Origin of the sequence: Andreprevotia chitinilytica DSM 18519 (assembly GCF_000711875.1) — a bacterium.
Classification (GTDB): domain Bacteria; phylum Pseudomonadota; class Gammaproteobacteria; order Burkholderiales; family Chitinibacteraceae; genus Andreprevotia; species Andreprevotia chitinilytica.
On record NZ_JONM01000007.1, the window covers coordinates 141036 to 163575 of the forward strand.

A 22540-nucleotide genomic window follows, 5' to 3' on the forward strand; every position below is an offset into this window, starting at 1 on the left:
CAGCGAGTCTAGCCAGCGCCCGTTACCGGGGAGTGACAATTGGGTCGATTCATCTATATCAGCAGATGAATCGACAGCAAGATCACAAAAAATCTGTAAGCGAACCCGAGCTGAACGCACCATATCAGGGAATAGTGATTCTGCTTGTAAGCAAACAAGGCAGTATCTATCATACTAGGGAAAACCCCAATACCTACATTAGAACCACTCTACATGCCAACCCAAATCCAACGCTCAACCCAAACTCAGCAGGCGCTACTCAGCGCAGCCGAAGCACTCATCGCCGAAAATGGTTACGCCGCACTCAGTGAAGCGCGCATTTGCGAACGCGCCAAGTTGACTCGCGGCGCACTGCGCCATCACTACCCGAACGGCCGCTACGACCTGCTGCCGATGTTGATCGAACAACTGATCGAGCGGCAAAGCAATGAGCTCGCCGCCGCCGGCCCGCGCGACCCGCGTGAACGCATCTACCTGATGCTGTACGGGGTGCTGCATGACCCGGTCCAATCCAACGCCGTTGTCATCCTCGAAGTCTGGATGGCCGCCCGCGGCGACACCAAGCTGGCCGAGCGGACCAACCCCATCCTCCTCACCGCGCTGGACCGTCTGTTTGGCGTGCGGGCCGACCAGGACATCTCGCCGGACGTGCTGGCCCTGCGCTTCATGCTGCACGGTGCCTGTATGCACCGTTTCAGCCTCGATTACGAGCGCAATACCTTGGTATCTGCCGTGCAATGGTTGCTTGATCAATTGCCGCCGCCGAGCGAGTTCACCAGCCGGTTCCAGATCGCCTGATCAGGCGTTGTTGACGTTTGTTTCGCGGCGGTGGCGTGCTGGGAAATAGCCGCCATTCGGCGTGTGACGAGGCTCATAACGAGCCTATCATTAAGTGGTGTGATTATTCACACCAACGTCAACTGTGCCTTGGGTCTTCATCATGTGCCACGCCGTCATCGTCGCCTTGCTGCTACTCGGCCCTATTGCCGCGCAGGCTGCCGACAACGATGGCATCGCGCTGCTGAACCAGATTCGCACCCGCAGTGGTTTACAACCGCTGCTGGAAAACGAAGCCTTGGCACGCTCCGCCGGTTTGCATGCGGCCTATATCGCGCCGCGCAAGCGCATCGATCACCTTGAAACCGGCAACACCGACGGCTTTTTCGCCGCCACGCCGTCCGAGCGTTGCGACAAGGCGGGCTACAGCCCGTTCTGCTCCGAAGTCATCACCGCTGGCATCCCCGATGGCGACGACGCCATGCGCGATCTGCTGCGCGCACCGTTTCACCGCAAGCTGTTGCTCGACCCGCAAGGCATCCGCTACGGCGCATCGGCCGCCATGGGCCAGCCCGGCGCACGGGTGATCGATATCGGCATCGATAGCGAACAACAGGGCGTGATCGGCTGGCCGAACGAAAGCATCCCCGTTTCGCCACTGATGCCTGCCGGTCATGAAGTACCCGACCCGGTGCCGCTCGGCGTCAAGGCGGTGGGTTATCCAGTGTCGCTGCAGGCCGGGGCGAGCATCGATGTGACCACCTTCGTCGTCGTGGAAGCCGGTAGCAACACGCCGCTCCCGGCCCAATTGCTCGTCCGCGACGCCCTACCCTATGCACCAGACAACTTCGTGCTGCTGGTACCGAATGCGCCCCTCAAGCCCGGCACCCATTACACCGTGCGCTTCACCGGCCAGATCGACCACCAGCCAACCACGCTGAGCTGGTCGTTCGATACGCTGGCCCATCTGGATGTGAAGGCGAGCATCGATCACGGCGAGCTGAAACTGACCGCCCACACGTTCTCTGGCGATGCGGCCTATGTGTACGAAGGTTTCGATAAGCTGCAGATCGCCCACAACACCGTGCGGGCGAAGAAAACCGAAAAGAACCCCTATATCCGCGTGAGCGATCCGGTGACGGGCGAAGAACAACGGATCGATTTCAAGGACTAAGAGCAACCTCTCAGCATTCAGGCCGGATTCTCGAAAAATCCATTCATGCTGATCAATTTGCCTTGATCGTTATATTCGCCATAACTGGTGCCGGTGCCGATCGTGATGTTGTCAGCCGTTTTCATTTCCCAGTTGGCAATGCTTTTTTGATGATGCGCCAAGAAGTAAGTGGTCACGAAATGGCCACCCGGTATCTGCTGATGGAAATTCTCCATATAAGCAATCAGCTCATTCCATGATTTTGCCTGTACCAGCGGGTCGGTATAAACGGCATTTTCGGCCAGCACATCTGAAAACACCGCCAACCGATCAGCTTGATTCGTCATCTTCCAGGTGGCGGTATATTTTTCCCATGTCGCTTTGAAATCGTTATTCATATTGCTTACTCCTTGGTTGGGTCTATCACACGTACTCAATCAATAGGAATGGCGTAATGCATTGTTGATTCAGCAGAAACCGGGTCATAGCCTGCGCCATAGAACTCCAGATCAGCCAGATAGGCATGCCTTTTTCCGCTGCGCGGCAGCCAGGTCGAGTAAATATAATTGACGGTATCGTCAATGAACCTAACCGCTCCCTGATGCGTAAACTTCGCATAGGTACATGCTGGATTCTTGATTGCCACCATCCCTTCAGGGATATCCGCAATCGCCGTCACTTCAATCGCACAAAAGTATTCCAGCTCATCACTATTCTCTTTCAGCTGCCGGACGATGCCATAACATAGGCCACCTACCGTGTGCTTGATTTCGGATAGCCGCGGAATAAACTGCTGCCATAGTGGCGGCAGTTTCTCAGCCAGGTTATTCCGCTCTGAGTCCGTACCGAAGAAACTGGTCCGCATTCCGACAAAGTTCATTGCCTGTTGCGCATACATTTCGGGGACGGTATCCAAGCCCTTATTGATATGCGCCAGATAATCCTGATCGAATTTTACCTTTGGCGGAAACGGGTACTTTTTCCCTGCTTTACGATACTGTGCCGGCGATATATCAAATGCGGCTTTGAAAGCCCTTGAGAAACTTTCCTGCGTTTCGAAATCAGCCTCCAAGGCAATATCGATGATTCTCCTATCGCTATTGAGCAATACCTCCAGCGCCCGCCCGAATCGTCTTGAGCGGATATAGTCCTTGACCGTATCGCCGGTCAAACCCTTGAACATGCGCTGAAAGTGCCATTGGCTCATATTCGCTTCTTTCGCCACCTCGGCAATGGCGATGGGCTGATCGAGATTGGCCTCGATATAGTCGACACCGCGTTGGATTTGATCGAGATAATTCATCGCAACTCCTTGATGGACAGACAATAAGGCAAGCAAAGCCCTGATTTATGACATTTTGTGCTCAGTTGCGCACTTGCTCGGGGTTAGCAGGAGCACGCCAACATGAGCGAAGAACAGTCGCTGGCGTTCAACCCATAAAAAAAAGGCTGCCAAAGCAGCCGTTTTTGTGCGATGCGCGTTCGCATCAATCCTTGTAGCCATTCGTGATCGGCATGCGCCAATCCTTGCCGAACGCACGTGCCGTAATGCGTGGGCCGACCGGGGCCTGGCGACGCTTGTATTCGTTGATGCGCAACAGCCGCACCACCTTGTCCACATCATCCGCCGCATAACCGCGTGCCTTGATCTCGTCGCGGCTCAGGTTCTCTTCCAGATAGGCCGCGAGGATCGCATCGAGCACGTCGTATTCCGGCAGCGAATCCTGATCCTTCTGATCCGGCCGCAGCTCGGCGCTAGGCGGGCGCGTGATAATGCGCTCGGGAATGACATTACACAATGCGAAAGCATCGGTTTGATTGCGCCAGCTGGACAGTCGGTACACCAGCGTCTTCGCCACATCCTTCAGCACCGCAAAGCCACCCGCCATATCGCCATAGAGCGTGGCGTAGCCAGTGGTCATTTCGGATTTGTTGCCGGTCGTCAGCACCAGCTTGCCGGTCTTGTTCGACAGCGCCATCAGCATGGTGCCGCGGATGCGGCTTTGCAGGTTCTCTTCCGTGGTATCCATCTCGCGGCCGGCGAATTCAGGCGCAAGGCCGGCCATGAATGATTCGTACATCGGCCAGATTTCGATCTCGGAATACCGGCAGCCCAACCGCGCAATCATGTCGCGCGAATCGGTCACGCTGATATCGGCGGTGTAGCGCGACGGCATCATCACCGCATGTACCTTGTCCGCGCCGAGCGCATCGACGGCAATCGCCAAGGTCAGCGCCGAATCGATCCCGCCAGACAGCCCCAGCAGCACGCCGGGGAAGCCATTCTTGCCAATGTAATCACGCACGCCAGTGACGAGCGCCTGATACACGCTGGCCTCTTCCACCAAATCCGGCGCGATGTCGCCCGGCTGGAAATCGCCATCGACGTACTCGACCATCGCCAGCGTCGAAACAAAGGCCGGTGCCTGCATCACCAACTCGGCATGTTTGTTAAGCGCGAACGAATGACCATCGAACACCAGCTCGTCCTGCCCGCCGACCATATTGACGTAGGCAATCGGCAACCCGGTTTCCTCGACCCGATTCGCCACCACCTGATCGCGGCGCTGCGTTTGTTTGGTCTTGTGATAGGGCGAGGCGTTGAGTGCCAGCAACAGCTCCGCGCCCTCGTCCAGCGCGGCGGAGGCCGGCTCGACATGCCACAGGTCTTCGCAGATCAGCACGCCGATCTTCACCATGCGATCGCCATCGGGCTGCTCGAACACCAGCGGCCCGGCGCCCGGCGTGAAGTAGCGCACCTCATCGAACACTTCATCGTTGGGCAGCAGCATCTTTTCGTAGCGGCCGAGCACGTTGCCGTCGCGGATCACCGTCGCCACGTTGAAACGCTCCTTGCCCGCCAGGTACGGGTGCCCCACCACCACCGTGATGCCATCCACCTCATCGATGATGCGGCCGATCTGGCGCTGGCATTCCTTCAGAAAACTGGGCCGCAGCAACAGGTCTTCCGGCGGATAACCGGTGAGCGCGAGTTCCGGCGTCACCAGCACATCCGCCCCTTGCGCGCGAGCCTTGGCGGCGGCGGCAAGGATCAGATCGAGGTTGCCGGCGAGATCGCCGACCTTGGCGTTGAGTTGGGCGAGTGCGATTTTCATGCGGGGATCGTCAGGAGCAAGAGCAAAGCGCCATTTTACGGGATCGCATTGCAGGATGGGTCGGGGGCTATATGCCAAGCTGGCTTTGCGTTCGCAGCTAAGATTCGCTTAGAGGCAATGTACCAAGGAGCAAGTCATGCCGAAAACGCCGTATCTGACCAGTACGCTGATGCTGCTCATCCTGGCGAGCGGCCATAACGCCACCGCCGAAACCGCCCGCGAAGCCTGCATCCGCAAAGTGCAGAACACCGAAAAATACGCCTATCACGGCAAGGCGGGGATTGAGCGAGGGATCAAGGAGCTGTGTGGGGAGGAGGTGCAGGCTGCGCCGCAGCCGGGCCAGGACAATGCAAGTGAGGTGCCGTCGGCGATGTGATCTGCCATAACACCGCCATCGATATCCGTCCCTTGGTTGACCGGCTTGGGTTGGAAGAAATGTTTCCCGCTATGTACCAGCGGAATGCTGGCCATCTCGTCGCTATACATCGCGCCGGTATCGGCGCTGATATACACGTCCTGCCCATTTGAATAACCAATGCGAATATTTACCCGCCACAAGCGCCCAATCAGCTTTGGCTCACTGATCCCTGTGCAAACGGTATCTGTTTCACCATCAAGCCAAACGTTTGCAATATGTCGTGCGGCTGCCCGATCCACCACAAACGTGTTTTCCAGCCACGTTTGCGGGAATAGCTCGTTGCCCTCAGTCCCAAGGCAAAAGCCCGGCACGGAACAGAGAAGCAACACAGCAAACATGCCTGCAATCCATCTGCCATGTGATTTCATTTCTTTGGGGCCTTTAATTCGCAGCAAAAAAGGACAAGGACTACGGCTCATCAGATGCCAAATAAAGTTCGACCTAGCCGTCGATCTCCTGATGCGGAAATACCTACAGCTCGCTCAACGACTGCACCAATGGTTTATGTTCAAGCGAATCCGCATAGATCAGGCCGGTTTGTTTGCTGATGTAAATGTCATGTGGGGCTATATCCCACCCACCTTGAATGCTCACGATCCAGTAACCCCATGCATCCTCCGGGTTGCCTTCATGTTGCACACAAACACCATAAGTCTTCATGACGTAACGATTCGCTATCGTGTCGGCAACCGAACGACTAATGGGCTGATTGCCTGATACCAGCTTTTCCAAATCAGGCCAGTAGAGTTTCACTTCTGCAACTACGGGGGCCGAAACGCCCACCAGCAGCGACAGCATTCCAGTTGCAAACAAGCCTCTCATTCCCTTCTCCTGCAAGCGCATTTTCAATGCAGTGCACGCAGCTCACTCATCGGATTGAACCTCGACCTCTGCCGGCTGTGTAAACGAGTGCCCCACCCGACCCGGATGCTTATAAACCCACATCATCCCCTGCAGCGCCGCCAGCACGATCACGAAATGCAGCCACGCCCAGAGGCGGTAGCGGCGGATCAGTTTTTGCGGGTCACGCACGGTAATCAGGAAAGGTTGGTCGCCTCGCGGCACTGACATGTAATGCGTTACCGGTGCGACGCCAGCACGCACTACCTCGGTTTCCACTTCCTTGGCTGCGGCGATGCGCGCCGCCTCCCATTCGTCCAGATCGATCTCGCCGTTGCCATCGGCATCGAAGCGCTTGAGCAAGGCGGCGCGGTCGTCTTTCCAGTCGGTGAGTTTGTCGGAGATGGCGGCTTTGATCGCCTGTCTGGAGCTGCGATCCGGCCGTTCGCTGCTGAACTCGCCGGTGGCATACACCCAGCGCTGTTCCAGGATCACCCACTCGGTAAAGCGCTCGTCACCGTTGAGATGGGTTTCTGGCTGGTCGATATCGACCTCGGCGGCCTGCGGATCGAGCACGCATTCGGCCTTGCCATCGACGAGGATGAATGGCGCATCGCTTTCCCAAGTGCGAATGTGCTGCCAGCCACTGCGATTGCCGCTCCCTTGCACGCGGCGCTCATGTCGACAACGGAACCACACACAAGCCACACCGGACGGGGTGTATTGCCAATCATCCAGCCGCTTGGCGCGGCCTTCGATGGCGGCGTAGCCCTGCGCGGTACTGGCGATGGCCGAGCACGGCGTGTTGCCGAGCGCGTGGCGGCGTTTCAGGTTGGCTCGCCAAGCCAGCAGGCTGAGCACCACCACCGCCAACAGGCTCCAAAGCCAGACACGCACTTCGCCGCGCTGCCAGGCAAACAACAGGATGAAGAGATGCGCGCCAGAGGTGATCCAGCTGGCCCAGAACCGGCGCAGCGCGAGCGAAACACTTTCAAACATCAGGATTGATCAGGACTTGAAGGCTTGGGCGACATCAACGTCGGATTTTTCCGGCTCGGCAAATTCCAGCAGGATGGCGGCGCGGAAACCGAAATTGCGTGCCACGATCACGTCCGGGAAGTGCTCGATGCGCACGTTGTTGATGTTGACTGCCGCGTTGTAGACCTCGCGCCGATCAGCAATGCCGTCTTCCAATTCGGTAATGCGGCTGACCAGATGGCGGAAATGCTCGTTGCTGCGTAACTCCGGGTAAGCCTCGACGGTGGCGAACAAGGCGCTCAAGCCCGCACGCAATCGCCCTTCAGCCGCGCCCAGCGCCGGAATATTCCTGGCCTCACGCGCGGTTGCGACACCGGCGCGCGCCTGCATCACCCGCTCCAGTGTTTCGACCTCGAACTTCATGTATTGCTTGCAAGCCTCGATCAGCTTGGGCAATTCGTCATGCCGCTGCTTGAGCAGCACATCGATATTCGCCCATGCACGCGCCACGCCGTGCTTGATGGTGACGAGATTGTTGTAGATGGAGATCAGGTAAAGCAGAACGACAGCGATCAGGGCGAGGAAGATCACGAAGGGCATGAAACAAGCTCCGGGTTGGGACGGCTCCATTCTACGCAATGGAACCGCACCGGCTCAGTTCCGTTCATGCCACCGGAATTGCCGGCTGCTCCAATCCCCCTGGAAGCACCACGCGCAGCAAAGTACCAACCACCGCCTCGGCATCGCCCGAATGCACGGCAATCTCGCCGCCCAGCCGGGTGACGATGCTTTTCACGATCGATAGCCCCAGCCCGGAACCTTGGGCCTCGTTGCCGAGCACACGATAGAACGGATCGAAGATGCGTGCCTGTTCCGCCGCCGGAATCCCCGGCCCGTTATCGGCGACTTCGATGGTCACGGATGTGGCTGCGGCGACCACGCGCACATCCACCCGGCCCCCTTCAGGCGTGTAGCGGATCGCGTTGTCCAGCAGATTGCGCAGCAGCACCGTCAGGTCGACTTCGGTCGCGGGTACTGCGGCCGGGTCGGCTTGCTCCATGCCCAGATCGATACGCCGCGCCTCGGCCAGTGGCAGCATTTCTTCAAGCGCCCGGCGCACGATGGGCTGCAGCGCAATGCACGGTGGCGTGGTGGTCGCGGCCAGCGGAGCGGCCTGGGTGCGGGCAAGCGTCAGCAGCTGATCCAGCAAGCTGCTGGCGCGCACCAACCCCTGCCGTAGCGTGGCGAGCCGGGTTTGCGCTGGCGGCGGCAAATCCACGCTGGCGAGGTTTTCTGCTTGCAGCGACAGCGCCGTGAGCGGTGAGCGCAATTCATGTGCGGCATCGGCCACAAAGCGCCGTTGCGTCTCGACCGATTGCGCCACCCGCGCCAGCAGCCGGTTGATCGATGCAATAAACGGGCGGATTTCACGGGGAACATGGTCGTCGCTCAGCGGGCTCAGGTCGTGTTCGCTACGGTGGTCGGCTTCTGCCGCGAGCTGCGTCACCGGCCGGAGCATGCGCCGGACCATCACCCCGATCAGGATCACCAGCACCGGGATCAGCGCCACCAGCGGCATGACGGTGCGGATGGCGGAATCGCGGGCAATCTCGTCCCGCGCAGCGGTTTGCTGACCAACCACCAGCCGCCGGCCAGAGGGCAAGGGGCGCACCAGCAATCGCCATGAGTCCGCCCCCACCGTGACGGTATGCAGCCCATCGGGCAGATCACCCGGCAGATCCAGCGCGGCCGGGTCATCACCGCGCGCCTGTGCCGAAGCCCCGAGCATCTGCACGATCACGCGTGATTCGGGATCGGTGTTTTGCGCGACCAAGGCCGGCTCGGGACGCCGGACCGGCAAATCATGATCGTCAATCAGCGCGGCCACCTGGCGCAGTTGATCGTCTTGCAGCTCGTTCGCTTCCTTGAACGCACTGGCAAACGACACCACGCCCGCTGCCAGCGCCGTGGCAACCAGCACCACCGATAGCCACACCGAAAGGCGGACCTGCAGCGAGCGATTCAACCTTGCCTGGAGACCAGCCATCCCACTCCCCGTACGTTCTTGATCACCTGCGCACCCAACTTCTTGCGCAGGCCATGAATGAGAAATTCGACTGCGTTGCTTTCCACTTCGTCCTGCCAACCATAGATGTGATCCTCCAGCTCCTGCCGCGACAAGATCGCGCCGGGCCGTAGCATCAGCGCATGCAGCAAGGAGAACTCACGGGCGGAAAGGCGGCAGGTCTTGCCATCAAAACCGGCCTCCCGCGTGGCCGGATCGAGTGTCAGCGTGCCATTGCTCAGCACCGGATTCGGGTTGCCGGCCTTGCGGCGCACCACGGCGCGCATGCGGGCCAGCAACTCGCCCATCTCGAAGGGTTTGAGCACGTAGTCATCCGCGCCGGCATCCAGACCGGCGATCCGGTCTTCAACCCCATCGCGGGCGGTCACGATCACCACCGGCACCGGGTTGTCGCTGCCGCGCAAGGTGCGCAGCACCGCCACGCCATCACGACGCGGCAAGCCGAGATCGAGCAGCACGATGTCGTAGTTCTGCGCTTCGACCGCGGCAATGGCCATCTGCCCGTCCAGCACCCAATCCACCGCATAGGTCGCATCCTTGAGCGCCTGGGCGACGGCCTCGCCGATCATCCGGTCGTCTTCGACCAACAACACACGCATGGTGACCCCTGTAGAACTTGTGACCTGCAAGCAACTGCCTTGGCCCAGTGTAGAGCGAATGGTGCTTATTTCAGCAACCAGCCACGCCGGATCATCGGCGCGAACAAAAACTGATAAATGCGTGAGATCCACCGGAACAGCGGATTGATGAGCCAGCTTTGCGCCCACAACGCCAGCCAAGCGCTTTGGGCCGCGACGGCAACTGCGCCGACCATGTCGAACGGGAAATGCACGCCCAGATAGATGCGGCCCCACGCCACCGGAATACCCAGCACGGAGAGGAACAGCCCCGCCCGGCGAGTACGCGCGTGCAACAGGAAATTGCCCGCCACCGCCCACAGCAACGTCAGGTGGTCACTGGGGAACGACGAATCCGCCACGTGTGGAATCAAGGTGTGTCCCAGCCCGATCATGAACGGGCGCGGGTGCTGCCAGACCAGCCCGATCAGCTGGTTGAGCAGCAAACCGGTCAAGCCGGCAACGGCGGCTTGCAGCATCAGCTTGCGGGTCTCTTCACCGCCTTTGAACCAGCCGACCAGCAGCGAAATCGGCACCAGCCAGATCGCTTGCTCGGCAAAGAAAGTGGCCACCATCAACCAGCCAGCGGCGGGATGCGCCGGCGCGTTGATGAGCAAAAACAGCATTGTGTTGAGTTCTTCCATGGCAATCGCGGTCGGATAGACGAGGTAATTTGATCAGAAAACCGCGAAGGTAAACCAAGCGGCTTAGTGCACCCTTAGCAGGGTCTCGGTAATAAACAACTCCGGATCAGCAGGCAAACGACTGGCAAGAAAAAACCGGCCAACCGCTGGTTGAATCAAAAAATGGAACGTGGCTTTTTTGCCACCGGCAATCACCTCGCCGTCCTTTAAATCATCGCTGATGCATTCGGTGGACTCCTTGTCGCGGTGCTTCACCTTGCTGCCGCTGACCACTTGGCAGACAGGCACAAATAAACCCTCTGCCGGCCACTCCGCCCAGCGCTAGCATCAAAGTGATTGCAACAATCCGGGGCATCTTCATTGATCCGTGATGGATGAAATGACGAATCGACAGGACAAGCGGCAATATCTTTCAAAGATTGAAATCAATATTCAGCAGCAGAAATGAATGGATCAATATAAATTGGTTGATTTAATGATTCCTTCATCCTTCTATGTAATAAAAATCAAGGCATCCAGATGAAATCGACCTTTTATCGGCCGACGTACTTACACACAAAATAGAAAAGGATGAAATCGTGAAGCTTTCCACCCGATTGGCCATCATTGTCGCCTGCGCGATCCTTGGCCTGATTATTGTCGCCGGGTTTGCCTTGCAATCCATACGTACCACGATGCTGGAAGACCGCCGCATCGAAATCCGCACCGTGCTGGACCTGGTCGGCAAGCAGATCGCATTTTTCCAGGAGCAGGAACGCAGCGGCAAACTCAGCCATGAAGAGGCCCAGGCCCGCGCCATCGCCGCGGCCAGCGGGCTGCACAATGGCAGCGACTACGTCTTCATCCGTACCAGCAGCAACCTGTATCTGGTTCACCCTGACCCGCGCAAACTGGGCAAAGTCGAAACCGGCTACAAATTGCCGGATGGGCGCAACTCGCTGCAAGCCACGGAAGACGCCTTTGGCGGCAAAGACTTCACCTATTTCGATGCCCAGGTCAAACGCCCCAATTCGGACGTCTTCGTGCCCAAGATCAATGGCTATCTACGCATTCACGATTGGAACTGGCTAATTGGATTTGGCGTATTCGTCGACGATATCGATCAAGTGTTCTGGCGCTTTGCATTCGAATTCCTGTTGATTGGCCTGGTGGTGCTCGTTGCGGTCGTCGGCCTCGCATTCACCATGTCGCGCTCCATCTATCGCCGTTTAGGTGGCGAGCCGGAATACGCGACGGAGGTGGCATTGGCCATTGCGGCCGGCGATTTGTCTCGCATCGTCGATCGCAAAGCGGCCCCGGATAGCTTGATTGGCGCCGTCGCCAGCATGCAGGCCAGTTTGCGGCAGATGATCGAAAGCATTCAAAGCGGAGCCAGCGCAGTGGGGCAAGCCGCCGCCAGCCTGACCAGCCAGATGGAGCACATCAACCGGGCATCGCATGAATCATCCGACGCCACCGCCGCGATGGCCGGTGCGATCGAACAGATGTCGGTCAGCGTGGATCAGATCTCGAACAGCGCGCGCGAGACGGAAACCAACTCCGCCCGCTCGAACGAACTGGCCACGCAAGGCGGTGCACTGGTCAACAAGGCATCCGATGAGATCCAGCTGGTTTCAACGCAGATCTCCAATGCTTCTGTGCTGATCGGCGGCCTGGTGGAACGCTCGCGCGAAATCAACGGCATCGCCTCGGTGATCAAGGAAATTGCCGATCAGACCAATCTGCTGGCACTCAATGCATCCATTGAAGCGGCACGTGCTGGCGAACAAGGGCGCGGTTTCGCCGTAGTGGCCGATGAAGTCCGCAAGCTGGCGGAGCGCACCACCCAAGCCACCGGCCAGATCACGACGACCATTCATGCGATCCAGGCGGATACCGGCTCGGTGGTGGTCAGCATGGATGCCGTTACACCGCAGGTCGCGCGCGGCGTAGCAATGGCGGGCGAAGCTGCCAGCGCCTTACATCAGATCAGCGATGGCGCGGCGGCAACACTGCGCAAGATTCGCGATGTCGCCAACGCCACCGCCGAGCAAAGCCAGGCCAGCAATAGCGTCGCCGGCAATGTCGAACGCATTGCCCGCATGGTCGAGGAATCCGCCAGCGCGGTGCGGGCGGCCAATGCCAATGTACAGGCGCTGGAGCAGCTGGCTGCGGGCCTGCGCCAATCGGTGGCGCGGTTCCGCTTGAGTTAGCGCGATAGGGCTTGCCCCTGGCGAGCCGATGGGTATCACAAGCTCAACCCATCCTACAAAAGCACCCTCTCCCCCGGCCCCTCCCCCACAAGTGTGGGAGGGGAGCAAAGCACCAGCATCGCGACTGAAACGCCATTGCCGCATCAACCCAAGTCACCCTCTCCTTCCATAGGAGAGGGCCGGGGTGCGGATGGTCTGCCCCCCTTTCAAAAGCGCCCCGCCAGCCAGACCGGCACGGGGGTTTCGGGGATCGAGTGTTTGAGGGCCTTGGCCCGAGTTTTCGATTCCCGCCCGTGCCGGTCTGGCTGGCGGGGGAATCTGGCGCTTGCGCCAGACGCCTTTGCAGGGTCGCCTTGGGATTGTTAAGGGGCTTGGCGAGACAAGCCCCTTAACCCGTCAGCGCGGCGGAACGCGCTGTAAAGCCTTTAATCGCGCCAACGGCGCATAACTAAAAGATCGTGGACAGGTTCTGAGCCCACCACCAACCCGGCCCTGAGTGGCCGGGTTTTTCATGCCCACCTTGCGGCGACGCAACATAAACAAACCATAATATCCTGTTGATTATTAAAAGAATTTCAAACCCGATGACTACGGGATATCCCGAATAACGTAAGTAGTTTTACTAATACGATGATGCCGCTCGCCGCGATCGCAACGCGGTTCCTGGAGCCGCTCATCAAACCCTGTTGGCTGCATTTCGTGAACGGCTCTCACACAACAAGCAAATAGAGCGAGAAGACGATATGAAGAAAAACACATGGACAGCCAGCCTGCTGGCAGGCCTGTTGGCCGGGGTGATCTCCGCCAGCGCTTGGGCCTACCCGGCCTGGCAAGAAGGGCAAACCTATTCGGCCGGCACGCTGGTCGATTACCAAGGCAAGACGTACCAAGCCTTGGTCACGCACACGGCCTACCTCGGCACCGGCTGGAATCCGGCCAGTTCGGCAACACTGTGGAAGATGGTCGCCACCAGCAGCCCGACGCCCTCCCCAACAGCAGCGCCCACACTGGCACCGACGCCAATCACCATCCCCACGGTAAAGTCGACCACAGTACCCAGCGCGACGCCGAAGCCAACCACGGCACCGACACCCGTCGCTACGCCGCAACCGACTGCAACACCTACCCCGCTTCCCACCCAAGCCCCGACGTTAGCGCCAACTGCTACCCCGACCACGGCACCAACGCCAGCCGCTACGCCGACTCCGGGCAGCGCGACATGTGCCGGCGCATGGGATGCCAGCGTCGCCTACAACGGCAGCGCGCAAGCCAGCTACAACGGCCATAACTACAGTGCCAAGTGGTGGACCAAGGGCGAAGACCCGAGCAAGGGTGGCGTGTGGGTCGATGCCGCTGCTTGCAGCGGCTCGACCACGGGCGGCAACAGCGCGACACCAACGCCCGCCCCCACACCTTCCGGCCCGCCGACACTGCAACAAGCGCTCGCTACCGAAGCCGCGCTGACCAATAACGACTTCTTCCGCACCATCAAGGCATCGATCCGCACGTTGGATAACGCCGTAGTGGAACTGGTCGCGCCGGGCAATGCCGCCAATCCCATCAACGTGAAACGCGTCGAGCGCATCCTGCCGGAAACGAAGTGGAACTATTACTTCGAAGTGCGCGAGCCGAGCTACACCTACCAGCGCTTCCTGCAAGCCGTCGCCAAGTTCCCAGCCGTGTGTGATGACTACAAGGATGGCCGCGATGCCGATGCGATCTGCAAACACTCGCTCGCCACCATGTTCGCCCACTTCGCGCAGGAAACCGGCGACCACAACGCCAATATCGCCACACCGCAATGGCGGCAGGGTCTGAAATACCTGCGCGAGATGGGTTGCGACGATACCGGTACCGGTTGCGGCTACAACATCGAGTGCGCCGATCCGGTGTTCAACAAGGTGTGGACCTGCGGCAAGAACGCCGATGGCAGCTTCAAGAAGTACTTCGGGCGCGGCGCCAAGCAACTCTCGTACAACTACAACTACGGCCCGTTCTCGCAAGCGATGAACAACGGCGACCAGTTCGTGCTGCTGAACAATCCGGATCAAGTCGCCAGCACCTGGCTGAATCTGGCTAGCGCCACGTTCTTCTTTGTCTACCCGCAACCGCCCAAGCCCTCGATGCTGCAAGTGATCGATGGCAGCTGGGTACCGAACCAGACCGACCAAGCGGCTGGCGCGGGCAACAACTTTGCGACGACGATCCAGATCATCAACGCGGAATGCGGCCTGGGGACCGAGAAGCAAGCGGCGCAAAACCGCATCGATTACTACAAGCAGTTCGCCACCGATCTGGGCTGGGATTACAGCAAGGAGCAGTTGAGCTGCGCCACCATGCAGCGCTTCGGCCCAGGCAGCTCGGCGGCGTACAACATCTACTGGGAAAAGAACTGGAATGTCGGCGGCGACAACCAGTGCCAGCTGGTGAGCTACCAGACGCCATACAACGCGCTGATGCCGGGTAACTATGTGAAGTGCGTGCAGGACAACTGGGGCATTACGCTCAAATAAGATAAACGGCAGCTTCATCCAACCTTGAAAGAGAGCCTGCGGGCTCTCTTTTTTACTTCGGCGACAGACGAGCAAGGCGCAAAAAAAAATCAATAAAATCAGTGGCCTGACTGCAGCTTTTAAGACAAATCTCATATCCCTCGGCATAGGCGTCCTGAAAAATACGGCCCTTCTGGCTTTTCAGCTCAACGTCACCCAAGGGAATTACCGATGTACAAGCTCCTGCGCGCGCTATTGGCGCTCACTCTGACCGTCACCGCTTGGCAAGCTAGCGCTGCCGATACCTATACCCAAACCCGTTATCCGATCGTGCTGGTGCACGGCCTGACTGGCTTCGACAAGCTGTTCGGCATCGACTATTTCTATGGCATTCCCGCTGAGCTGCAACGCAGCGGTGCCAAGGTGTACGTGGCGCAGGTTTCCGGCGTTAACAGCAGCGAAGTACGCGGCGAGCAGCTGCTGGCGCAGGTGCAGCAAATCCTGGCAGTCAGCGGCGCCAGCAAGGTCAACCTGATCGGCCACAGCCAAGGCAGCCCGACCAGCCGCTACGTGGCATCGGTTCGCCCCGATCTCGTGGCCTCCGTCACCTCGATCGGTGGCGTCAACGATGGCTCGAAAACCGCCGATGCGATCCGCGGCCTCCTCCCACGCGGTAGCATCACCGAAACCGTCGTCGCCAAGGCCGGCAATGCACTGGCGCTGCTGATGAGCCTTGGCACCGGCCACCCCGGCCTGCCGCAAGACACCGTAGCGGCAATGGAAGCCCTCACCACCCCCGGCACCCGCGCCTTCAACGTCAAATACCCGGAAGGCTTGCCGGTCAGCGCCTGCGGCGAAGGCCCGGAAATCGCCAGTAACGGCATCCGTTATTACTCATGGAGCGGCACCAAACCGCTAACCAACCTGTTCGACCCCAGCGACCTGGCACTTGGCGCAACATCCCTGACCTTTGTCAACGAAGCCAATGACGGCTTGGTCGGCAGATGTTCCAGTCACTTGGGCAAGGTGATCCGCGACAATTACCGCATGAACCATCTGGATGAAGTGAACCAGATGTTCGGGCTGGCCGATCTGTTCGAAACCAATCCGGTCACGCTGTACCGCCAGCACGCCAATCGTCTACAGCAGGTCGGCCTGTGAACACCGGTCGCATCGCAATTGCCGGTACGTTGCTGATCGTTCCGCTGCTGTTCTGGTGGTTGGGCGACAAACCGCAAGCGGATGGCAGTATCGCCAAAACGTCGCAGCTTGCGGCTGCAGCCCAAAACAGCGGTCCACCAGCCCCCGATGGGCAGATCGAGTTCGATGCGGCGCATCAACTTTTGGTCAACGCCGATCTGAAAGCCCGCTTCGACTTCCTGCTCAGCCTCGTCGATCCGCCCGATCCGGTGGCGGCACGCCTCAAGCTGGCAGGTGATCTGGAACACGAGGGGCTATCCGCAGCGGCGCGTGCCCAAGCCTTGGCCTTGTTTGATCGCTATGTCGATTACAAGCGGGCGCTGGCCACGTTGAAAGCACCGTCCGGTGAGTTTGATGCCAAGTCGGTACTGGCCAGCCTGAATACCCGCACTGCGTTGCGGCTGCAGTATTTCGGTCAATCGGATAGCACGGCACTGTTTGGTGATGAAGACCATTACGACCGCTACATGCAAGAGCGGCTGGCCATTCTGCAGCAGCAAGGGTTGTCGGATGCCAGCCGGCAAGCTGCACTGACCCAGCTCGACCAGCAACGCCTCAGCCCGGAAGAACGGCAGGCCCGCCAAGCACCGATAGCGTACCTCTCCGTGGAGGACGAGGTTGCCAAGATGCGTGCTCGGGGTGCCAGCAACGATGACGTCTATCGCGAGCGCGCCAGCCAATTCGGCGCTCCCGCCGCCGAGCGACTCGCCACGCTTGATCAGGAACAAGCGCTCTGGCAACAACGCCTGAACAACTACCGTAATGCACTCGACCAGCTCAATGCCGATGGTTCGCTCAGTGCCAGCCAGCGGCAGGCCGCCATCGACGCACTGAAAAGCCAGCGCTTCAGCACCGCCGAGCAACGTCGGCTCGATGGTGCGCTGGGGTTGCAGGACAGCATGGCGCAGAAGTAGGCGCAACGACACATCCCCGTCCGACCAAAAGCCCGACCACTTCGCGTGGCCGGGCTTTTTTCATCCTTACCCGTTACCCACCACCAGCCCGATACCGCGCCCGAAAATCACGCGGCGTCAGCCCCTTGGCGGCGAGGAACTGGCGATTGAAATGCGCCAGATTCTGCCAACCGGCTTCGCTGGCGATCACGCCCACCGGCTTACTGGTCTGGATCAGCAACTGACAGGCGTGGCCAATGCGCAGTTGCGTCTGGTATTCCAGCACCGTCTTGCCGGTATGGCGTTTGAAGAAGCGATGGAATGCGCCGACGGATAGCGCCGCTTTTTCGGCCAGCTCACTCACAGCGATGGGTTCGGCGAAGCGGCGGTGCAACACATCAAGTACGCGGCCAAGGCGTTCGCGGCCACTGTCGGTATCCGGTGTGGCGGCTAAAACCGCCAAGGGTTGCGCTACTTGATCCGCCGCCAGCTGCAGCAGGGCATCCAGCAACACCGGCATACGTTGCGCCGCATCGAGCTGGTTGAGCGACAACAACAAGGGTTGCACCACAGCGGCCGTCGTACGAGAGAACGCCAAGCCGTGCCCAGCCGAGGTAGCCAGCCGGGCGATCGGCACCAGTTCCGGCAAGCTGGCCACTAGCCGATCCACCCACTCACGCGTGAACCAGACCACCACCGCCAGCATCGGCGCAGCCGGATCAACGGGCCGGTTCGACGACCAGGTATGCGGCAGATTGGGGCCAACCAGCACCAGATCACCTTCGTCGAAATCGCCGAGATGGTCTCCGATATAGCGTTGGCCGCGCGCGTTGACGGTGAGCGTGAGTTCAAATTCCGGGTGGTAATGCCATTCGAACGGCAGCTCCGGCAATTCACGCCACAGCAGTGCCCAGGATGCCCCCGCCGGAATCGTGACGTGTTCGAATTGCGGCCGCATCGGCTCACCCAAGTTAGCGATCAAAACATCACGATCGTATCAATCATCGTTAGCTACAGCGAAATCCGGCTGGCATTCGGTGGCCACAATCCACTCACCCTTCGACCGGAGACCACCATGAACGACCGCTACGCCTATGGCGACCAACGCCCCGGCAACCCGTCTGTTGCCTATCTCGATCAGGTCCAGCTGCGCGACCTGCAAAAAACGCTGCCGCTACGCGTGCTGTCTGAAGCTGACTTCGCCCACTGGCAACGCTACGGCTTTGTGATCATCAAGAACGCGATCTCGCCCGAACAGGTAAAACGCACCGCCGATTTTCTGTGGGAATTCCAGGAACTCGACCAGCACGACATCGCCAGCTGGACCAAACCCCAACTACGCGATCACGACATGAAAGAGCTGAACGGCTCCGGCATGGTCGAGGCGTATCAGAACCAGACCCTGTGGGACAACCGCCAGTCGCAACGCATCTACGATGCCTTCGTCGATATCTGGGATCGCACCGATCTGTGGGTGACCATCGACCGAGCCAATCTCAACACACCCAACAACGGTATTCGCAAGTTCGGCGGCTTCATCCACTGGGACGCCGACACCACGCTCGACCCGTTGCCGGTCAATGTGCAGGGCGTGCTGGCGCTATCGGATACCACCGAGGAAGGCGGCGGCTTCCAGTGCATTCCCGAGCTGTTCGAGCACTTTATCGAATGGCGCAAAACCGCCCCCGCAGACCGCAATCCGTGGCGGCCGGATGTCGATAGCTTGCCGTGGCAGCCGCGTTTCATACCGATGCAGGCCGGCGACTTCCTGATCTTCAACAGCCTGCTCGCCCACGGCATCCGCCCGAACACTTCGACCGACAAAGTGCGGCTGGCACAGTACATCTCGTTCACACCCGCGGATGAAAGCAATCTGGAGCTACGCGACTGGCGTATCGGCAGCTGGTTCAAGCGCGAGCCGGCACGCGGTTACGCCTTCCCCGGCGACCCGCGTGGTTGGGAGCAAACCCGCTACCCGCAAGCGCAGCTCTCGCCACTGGGCGAGCGGATTTTGGGATTGGCGCGCTGGGCAGATGGGGAGCGGGTGTTTGATCCGGCGGTGGTGTTTGCAACAGACGTATCAGTTGCGTAGGGCGGGTTAGACACATCGTGTCGTAACCCGCCGGATCAGCTCGCGTAATCCGAACGGCCCCGCTGGCCGGGAGCAATACATGCGACGAAGAACCGGCGGTAAACCCTCACCCCCTGCCCCTCTCCCATCAATGGGCGAGGGGAGAACACCAACCCCGTAGCCCGGACGGCTTGCCGGCCGGGGGGCAACATGAGCGACGAAGCCCCATCCAGGCTACGGGGTTGGCCGTAGCGGTGCGGCTCCCTACAATCGCCCCATGCCCCCCTCCTCCAAGCTTTCCGCTGCTGCGATCGTCGATACCACCGAGCAAGTCTGGTTGCCGTATGACCTGCCCTTCCTACCAACGCAAACAGGCTTCCGGCCGATATCCGCCGGCAAAGGCATCCTGAACGCCAACTACACGCCATTCCGGCTCGACTACGCCAACGTAAAAACACTGCACATCATCAACGGCATGGGCGTGGCGCTGGGCGATTCGGTGGTCGGGCTCTCCGTATTGCATTGGCTGAAAACACAATACCCGCAGCTTGCCATCGTGCTTTACCGCAGCCCGCATGCACCGGCGCATGTCGAGGAAATCTATCGCTTGGCCCCGTGGGCCCAGGTTCGATTGCTGCCGGTGCCGCTCGCCGAGCTGACGGCTGCGGATGGCGTGGTGATCGATCTGGCGGATTTCATGTTCCGCCCCGCGTTTGACGCATTACCGATGGTGGATTTCTTTCTGGATAGTCTTGGCATGGAACCTGGCACGATGCCAGCAGCAGCCAAAGCGAATAGCTGGCTGGCACACATTCCCCGTCCGCCATTACCAAACGACTTGCCACTCCGCTACACGCTGCTTTGCCCACGAGCCAGCTCACCATTGCGCACGATGCCGGTAGAGATTACGGCACTACTGGCAACACACTTGCTTGCCAGCGGTCAGACGGTGCTGGGCTTTGGGCAGCTAGGCATCACCGGCTACCGGGACGTGGGCGCGGTTTCATCGGGCCTGCCACAACTGCTGGCGCTGATTGCCGGCGCAGAACGGGTAATCAGCGTGGACAGCGCCATTGTCCACTTGGCGGCGGGGCTGGGCGTGCCGTGCACTGCGTTGTTCATGGGCATACAGCCGGGATTGCGGGTGCGTGACTATCCGCACTGCGAAGCAATCCAGCTCGACCAGACTGGGCAACTCTCGGGTTTGCATCATGCCGATGCGGGCTGGCAAATCGACCATGCACGGCAATGCTGGCAAAGCTGGCAAAGCTGGGTCACTACCGCCATGCCAACAAGGTAATACGGCCGCTCAACTATTTCCCTTGACCAGTCGTGGCTTACAGCCAGCCTGATACCATGAAAAACTTTCAATAAATCATGGAGATAGGCATGGTATTTGCCATTTCAGCGATTGTTGCGCTGTTATTCCTGCTCTGGGGCGTCTTCGCGCCGGAGACGATGACCACCGCGACACAAGCCATGCTGGGTTTCACCATTAGCCACTTCGGCTGGTTCTACCTGCTTGCGGTGTTTGGCTTCCTGCTCTTCGCGCTTTACCTCGCCTTCAGCCGCTTCGGCCAGATCAGGCTAGGCGGGGATGATGCCGAACCGGAATTCAGCCGCGGCAGCTGGTTTGCCATGCTGTTCTCTGCTGGCATGGGCATCGGCCTGGTGTTCTGGGGCGCAGCGGAACCGCTATCGCACTTTGCCACGCCGCCTTCCGGCCAAGGCATGACGGCAGATGCCGCACGTGAGGCACTGCGCTACACCTTCTTCCATTGGGGTCTGCATCCGTGGGCTATCTATAGCGTGATGGGGCTCGCCATCGGCTATTTCAGTTTCAATCGCGGCTTGCCCGCACTGGTGTCCGAAGCCTTCCGGCCGTGGCTCGGCAAACGCGTGGATGGCGGCTTTGGCAAACTGGTCGACATCCTCGCCGTGATCGCTACTGCCTGCGGCGTGGTCACTTCGCTCGGTCTGGGCACGCTGCAAATCGCCGGCGGCCTCACGCATACGCTGGGTCTGGCCGATACCGATACGCTGCATATCGCGATCATCGTCTTTGCGATGGGGCTGGCGCTGATCTCATCGCTGACCGGCGTTGGCCGTGGCGTGAAATGGCTCTCCAACCTGAATATCGCCATCGCCTTCATCCTGCTCGCCGCCGTGATCGTGCTCGGGCCGACGCTGTTCATCTTCGAGTCGTTCACCACCACCTTGGGCGGCTACATCAACAATCTCTCGTACATGAGCCTGCGCCTCACGCCATTCTCCAAAGGCTCGTGGGTAGCGGATTGGACCTTGTTCTATTGGGCGTGGTGGATCACTTGGGCACCGTTCGTGGGCCTGTTCATCGCCCGCGTCTCCAAAGGCCGCACGATCCGCGAATTCGTCGTCGGTGTGTTGCTCGCCCCCAGCATCGTCAGCTTCCTGTGGTTCTCGGCCTTTGGCGGCACCGCCATTCACCAGCAGTTGCTGGACGGCATCAATCTGCTGGCCGTGCACAAGGAAGACTACGCCAAGACCTTGTTCGCCATGTTCGACGCGCTACCGCTCGCCAAGACCTTGTCGGTACTCGCGCTGGTGCTGGTCTCGTGCTTCTTCGTCACCTCGGCCGACTCTGCCAATCTGGTGCTGGGCATGCTCTCGTCACGCGGCAATCCCAATCCACGAGCGTGGGTAAAAATTGTCTGGGGCGTGATCGTGGCGGCAATGGCCATCGTGCTGTTGTTCTCTGGCGGGCTGAAGGCGTTGCAGACATTGGCGATCGTGACCGCACTCCCCTTCGCGTTGATCATGGTCGGGCTGTGCGTGGCGCTCTACAAGGCATTGGCTGAAGACGAGCAGTTGCTGGACAAGAAAGAGAAAGCGCGGCGGCACGCCGTCGACGGGATGCTGGCGCGAGACATCAGCCGAACCGGTCGGTGAAACAGCCAGCAAAGCTGAATGCTTGAAAGTTTGAAATCAGGAAAATAAAAAAACCGCAGATTTATCTGCGGTTTTTTTAGGCTGTGGGCCGAGCAACAAATTTCTGCAAAGCACAAAAACAACAAGGGCCTGAAT

21 protein-coding genes are annotated in these 22540 nt (G+C 59.5%); 10 read left to right on the forward strand and 11 right to left on the reverse strand.

All coding sequences use genetic code 11. From position 1 onward, the window contains the following. The first annotated feature begins 213 nt into the window (after window positions 1-213). Window positions 214-798: a TetR/AcrR family transcriptional regulator gene (locus BR41_RS11205; protein ID WP_035056319.1), complete on the forward strand. Its 585-nt coding sequence runs from the start codon at window positions 214-216 to the stop codon at window positions 796-798. A 142-nt stretch (window positions 799-940) separates the two neighbouring features. Next, entirely contained in the window at window positions 941-1951 is a 1011-nt protein-coding gene (locus BR41_RS11210) for a CAP domain-containing protein (RefSeq protein WP_035056321.1), read from the forward strand. A gap of 17 nt (window positions 1952-1968) precedes the next feature. Here the strand turns inward: BR41_RS11210 and BR41_RS11215 are convergent, their stop codons facing one another. The 3 genes from BR41_RS11215 to BR41_RS11225 all read right to left on the reverse strand — a co-directional run bounded on the left by BR41_RS11215 (window position 1969) and on the right by BR41_RS11225 (window position 5046). Next, complete coding sequence (locus BR41_RS11215) at window positions 1969-2328, reverse strand: nuclear transport factor 2 family protein (protein WP_035056322.1); 360 nt, start codon at window positions 2326-2328, stop codon at window positions 1969-1971. A gap of 35 nt (window positions 2329-2363) precedes the next feature. Continuing rightward, entirely contained in the window at window positions 2364-3233 is an 870-nt protein-coding gene (locus BR41_RS11220; RefSeq protein WP_035056324.1) for a helix-turn-helix domain-containing protein, read from the reverse strand. A gap of 184 nt (window positions 3234-3417) precedes the next feature. Beyond that, on the reverse strand, window positions 3418-5046 hold the full coding sequence (locus BR41_RS11225; RefSeq protein WP_035056326.1) for an NAD+ synthase: 1629 nt from the start codon (window positions 5044-5046) through the stop codon (window positions 3418-3420). 136 nt (window positions 5047-5182) lie between these two features. Between BR41_RS11225 and BR41_RS11230 the strand changes: the two genes are divergently transcribed. Next, the gene (locus BR41_RS11230) at window positions 5183-5422 is read left to right on the forward strand and encodes a hypothetical protein (RefSeq protein WP_035056328.1); all 240 of its coding nucleotides are present in this window, start codon (window positions 5183-5185) and stop codon (window positions 5420-5422) included. A gap of 513 nt (window positions 5423-5935) precedes the next feature. Here the strand turns inward: BR41_RS11230 and BR41_RS11235 are convergent. The 7 genes from BR41_RS11235 to BR41_RS11265 form a co-directional block, all read right to left on the reverse strand. After that, a complete protein-coding gene (locus tag BR41_RS11235) occupies window positions 5936-6286 on the reverse strand; it encodes a hypothetical protein (RefSeq protein WP_156970662.1) in 351 nt (116 codons plus the stop codon). A gap of 42 nt (window positions 6287-6328) precedes the next feature. Further along, window positions 6329-7303: a hypothetical protein gene (locus tag BR41_RS11240; RefSeq protein ID WP_035056332.1), complete on the reverse strand. Its 975-nt coding sequence runs from the start codon at window positions 7301-7303 to the stop codon at window positions 6329-6331. Window positions 7304-7312: 9 nt separating this feature from the next. Then, window positions 7313-7882: a LemA family protein gene (locus BR41_RS11245; protein ID WP_035056335.1), complete on the reverse strand. Its 570-nt coding sequence runs from the start codon at window positions 7880-7882 to the stop codon at window positions 7313-7315. 64 nt (window positions 7883-7946) lie between these two features. Then, window positions 7947-9329 carry an ATP-binding protein gene (locus BR41_RS11250; protein ID WP_051710739.1) on the reverse strand — a complete coding sequence of 461 codons (1383 nt, stop codon included), beginning with the start codon at window positions 9327-9329 and terminating at the stop codon, window positions 7947-7949. After that, on the reverse strand, window positions 9305-9967 hold the full coding sequence (locus tag BR41_RS11255) for a response regulator transcription factor (protein ID WP_035056337.1): 663 nt from the start codon (window positions 9965-9967) through the stop codon (window positions 9305-9307). Before BR41_RS11255 ends, BR41_RS11250 begins: the two co-directional genes overlap by 25 nt. A 65-nt stretch (window positions 9968-10032) precedes the next feature. Then, complete coding sequence (locus BR41_RS11260; protein WP_035056339.1) at window positions 10033-10629, reverse strand: undecaprenyl-diphosphatase; 597 nt, start codon at window positions 10627-10629, stop codon at window positions 10033-10035. 63 nt (window positions 10630-10692) lie between these two features. Further along, a complete protein-coding gene (locus BR41_RS11265) occupies window positions 10693-10917 on the reverse strand; it encodes a hypothetical protein (RefSeq protein WP_156970663.1) in 225 nt (74 codons plus the stop codon). 290 nt (window positions 10918-11207) lie between these two features. Here BR41_RS11265 and BR41_RS11270 point away from each other — a divergent pair, with 290 nt between their 5' ends. From BR41_RS11270 to BR41_RS11285, 4 genes are all read left to right on the forward strand, one after another. Then, complete coding sequence (locus BR41_RS11270) at window positions 11208-12821, forward strand: methyl-accepting chemotaxis protein (protein WP_035056344.1); 1614 nt, start codon at window positions 11208-11210, stop codon at window positions 12819-12821. 743 nt (window positions 12822-13564) lie between these two features. Continuing rightward, window positions 13565-15334 (forward strand): glycoside hydrolase family 19 protein, encoded by a 1770-nt coding sequence (locus BR41_RS24640; RefSeq protein WP_156970664.1) that lies wholly within the window; start codon window positions 13565-13567, stop codon window positions 15332-15334. A gap of 210 nt (window positions 15335-15544) precedes the next feature. Beyond that, entirely contained in the window at window positions 15545-16474 is a 930-nt protein-coding gene (locus BR41_RS11280) for a triacylglycerol lipase (RefSeq protein WP_051710740.1), read from the forward strand. Further along, window positions 16471-17427 (forward strand): lipase secretion chaperone, encoded by a 957-nt coding sequence (locus BR41_RS11285; RefSeq protein ID WP_051710742.1) that lies wholly within the window; start codon window positions 16471-16473, stop codon window positions 17425-17427. The genes BR41_RS11280 and BR41_RS11285 overlap by 4 nt, the downstream gene beginning before the upstream one ends. Before the next feature lie 73 nt (window positions 17428-17500). On the opposite strand, the gene BR41_RS11290 is transcribed toward BR41_RS11285, so the two are convergent. Further along, window positions 17501-18364, reverse strand: a complete 864-nt coding sequence (locus BR41_RS11290) for a helix-turn-helix domain-containing protein (RefSeq protein WP_035056347.1) — start codon at window positions 18362-18364, stop codon at window positions 17501-17503. Between the two features lie 117 nt (window positions 18365-18481). Between BR41_RS11290 and BR41_RS11295 the strand changes: the two genes are divergently transcribed. The 3 genes from BR41_RS11295 to BR41_RS11305 all read left to right on the forward strand — a co-directional run bounded on the left by BR41_RS11295 (window position 18482) and on the right by BR41_RS11305 (window position 22405). After that, window positions 18482-19498 carry a phytanoyl-CoA dioxygenase family protein gene (locus tag BR41_RS11295; RefSeq protein ID WP_035056350.1) on the forward strand — a complete coding sequence of 339 codons (1017 nt, stop codon included), beginning with the start codon at window positions 18482-18484 and terminating at the stop codon, window positions 19496-19498. Window positions 19499-19754: 256 nt separating this feature from the next. Further along, complete coding sequence (locus BR41_RS11300; RefSeq protein ID WP_051710744.1) at window positions 19755-20777, forward strand: glycosyltransferase family 9 protein; 1023 nt, start codon at window positions 19755-19757, stop codon at window positions 20775-20777. A gap of 89 nt (window positions 20778-20866) precedes the next feature. Continuing rightward, complete coding sequence (locus tag BR41_RS11305; RefSeq protein ID WP_035056352.1) at window positions 20867-22405, forward strand: BCCT family transporter; 1539 nt, start codon at window positions 20867-20869, stop codon at window positions 22403-22405. Window positions 22406-22540: the final 135 nt, after the last annotated feature.

Excerpts from the sequence above, each read along its gene's own strand:
- BR41_RS11205 (WP_035056319.1), top strand. The coding sequence starts at position 214 with ATGCCAACCCAAATCCAACGCTCAACCCAAACTCAGCAGGCGCTACTC.
- BR41_RS11210 (WP_035056321.1), top strand. The coding sequence starts at position 941 with ATGTGCCACGCCGTCATCGTCGCCTTGCTGCTACTCGGCCCTATTGCC.
- BR41_RS11215 (WP_035056322.1), bottom strand. The coding sequence starts at position 2,328 with ATGAATAACGATTTCAAAGCGACATGGGAAAAATATACCGCCACCTGG.
- BR41_RS11220 (WP_035056324.1), bottom strand. The coding sequence starts at position 3,233 with ATGAATTATCTCGATCAAATCCAACGCGGTGTCGACTATATCGAGGCC.
- BR41_RS11225 (WP_035056326.1), bottom strand. The coding sequence starts at position 5,046 with ATGAAAATCGCACTCGCCCAACTCAACGCCAAGGTCGGCGATCTCGCC.
- BR41_RS11230 (WP_035056328.1), top strand. The coding sequence starts at position 5,183 with ATGCCGAAAACGCCGTATCTGACCAGTACGCTGATGCTGCTCATCCTG.
- BR41_RS11235 (WP_156970662.1), bottom strand. The coding sequence starts at position 6,286 with ATGAGAGGCTTGTTTGCAACTGGAATGCTGTCGCTGCTGGTGGGCGTT.
- BR41_RS11240 (WP_035056332.1), bottom strand. The coding sequence starts at position 7,303 with ATGTTTGAAAGTGTTTCGCTCGCGCTGCGCCGGTTCTGGGCCAGCTGG.
- BR41_RS11245 (WP_035056335.1), bottom strand. The coding sequence starts at position 7,882 with ATGCCCTTCGTGATCTTCCTCGCCCTGATCGCTGTCGTTCTGCTTTAC.
- BR41_RS11250 (WP_051710739.1), bottom strand. The coding sequence starts at position 9,329 with ATGGCTGGTCTCCAGGCAAGGTTGAATCGCTCGCTGCAGGTCCGCCTT.
- BR41_RS11255 (WP_035056337.1), bottom strand. The coding sequence starts at position 9,967 with ATGCGTGTGTTGTTGGTCGAAGACGACCGGATGATCGGCGAGGCCGTC.
- BR41_RS11260 (WP_035056339.1), bottom strand. The coding sequence starts at position 10,629 with ATGGAAGAACTCAACACAATGCTGTTTTTGCTCATCAACGCGCCGGCG.
- BR41_RS24640 (WP_156970664.1), top strand. The coding sequence starts at position 13,565 with ATGAAGAAAAACACATGGACAGCCAGCCTGCTGGCAGGCCTGTTGGCC.
- BR41_RS11280 (WP_051710740.1), top strand. The coding sequence starts at position 15,545 with ATGTACAAGCTCCTGCGCGCGCTATTGGCGCTCACTCTGACCGTCACC.
- BR41_RS11290 (WP_035056347.1), bottom strand. The coding sequence starts at position 18,364 with ATGCGGCCGCAATTCGAACACGTCACGATTCCGGCGGGGGCATCCTGG.
- BR41_RS11295 (WP_035056350.1), top strand. The coding sequence starts at position 18,482 with ATGAACGACCGCTACGCCTATGGCGACCAACGCCCCGGCAACCCGTCT.
- BR41_RS11300 (WP_051710744.1), top strand. The coding sequence starts at position 19,755 with ATGCCCCCCTCCTCCAAGCTTTCCGCTGCTGCGATCGTCGATACCACC.
- BR41_RS11305 (WP_035056352.1), top strand. The coding sequence starts at position 20,867 with ATGGTATTTGCCATTTCAGCGATTGTTGCGCTGTTATTCCTGCTCTGG.